The sequence below is a fragment of the Chryseobacterium sp. OSA05B genome, assembly GCF_019970065.1.
Taxonomy (GTDB): Bacteria; Bacteroidota; Bacteroidia; order Flavobacteriales; family Weeksellaceae; genus Chryseobacterium.
This window is the reverse complement of sequence record NZ_JAHXYH010000033.1, coordinates 1-819: the sequence shown is the minus strand read 5'-3', so window position 1 is coordinate 819 and position 819 is coordinate 1. Positions and strand designations below refer to the sequence as shown.

Here is an 819-nt window from a genome sequence, read left to right as displayed (position 1 = left end):
GTTTTCAAAGGATTCACCGTGTGGAAGAATTCATGCGAAACAACATCTGTAATCGTTTTGTCGATCGCTTCTTTCGGCATCATTTCAGGAAGTACCACACTGGTAGATTCATGGTGCTCCAATGCTCCGAAACCTTTTATTTTGGGTCCGTCACCTCCTGAAAGATAAAGCATGATCGCATATTTTTTATTGGTATTCATGTCACCCAGGAATTTCTTCTGAGCCAGTACCATTTTTTCTAGATTGTCTTTAAAATCTGCTGCTTTATATTTTCCGGTTGGAGAATAAACACCCAGTACAAGATCCATTCCTCCAGCATTGAAGGTGATATAATCCGGTTTGGTGTACATTAGCGGTGAATCCGTCACTTTAGCATAATTAGCCAGGGTAAACGTATCCGTAGCATCAGATTTATCCTGGTCTACCAAAGCCGTTGTCCCATAAAAACCTGCAGGTTTCTGAATGATAAGCTGATAAGGAACATCCTGCATATTGTCAATATATCCGATGAACCCATGAGTGTTGATCATAAAGATTTTTCCTTCCTCAATATCAGTACCGGAGGGAGAAAATACAGCTTTGTGTTTGGAACTGTCCATTTCATCATCAAAACTGTCATTCACCAGGTAGGTTACTTTGCTTAAATCTTTAGCGTTTTTTAATGAATAGGTATTGTCATTTACTTTTGCATAGGTAAGTTCTCTTCCTTTATTATCGTAAAACTTGATGCCTTCCACAAATCTTCCGTAGTCATCTACAGAATAGGTACCCGGAACGGTTTTCGGAAAATGAAACTTGAGGTCTCCGGATTTCATTTTC

General features: G+C 39.2%; 1 pseudogene. It reads right to left on the bottom strand.

The window, feature by feature from the left end:
- Positions 1-819 (bottom strand): annotated as a pseudogene (locus LC419_RS23435) (peptidase M61); the annotation flags it as partial.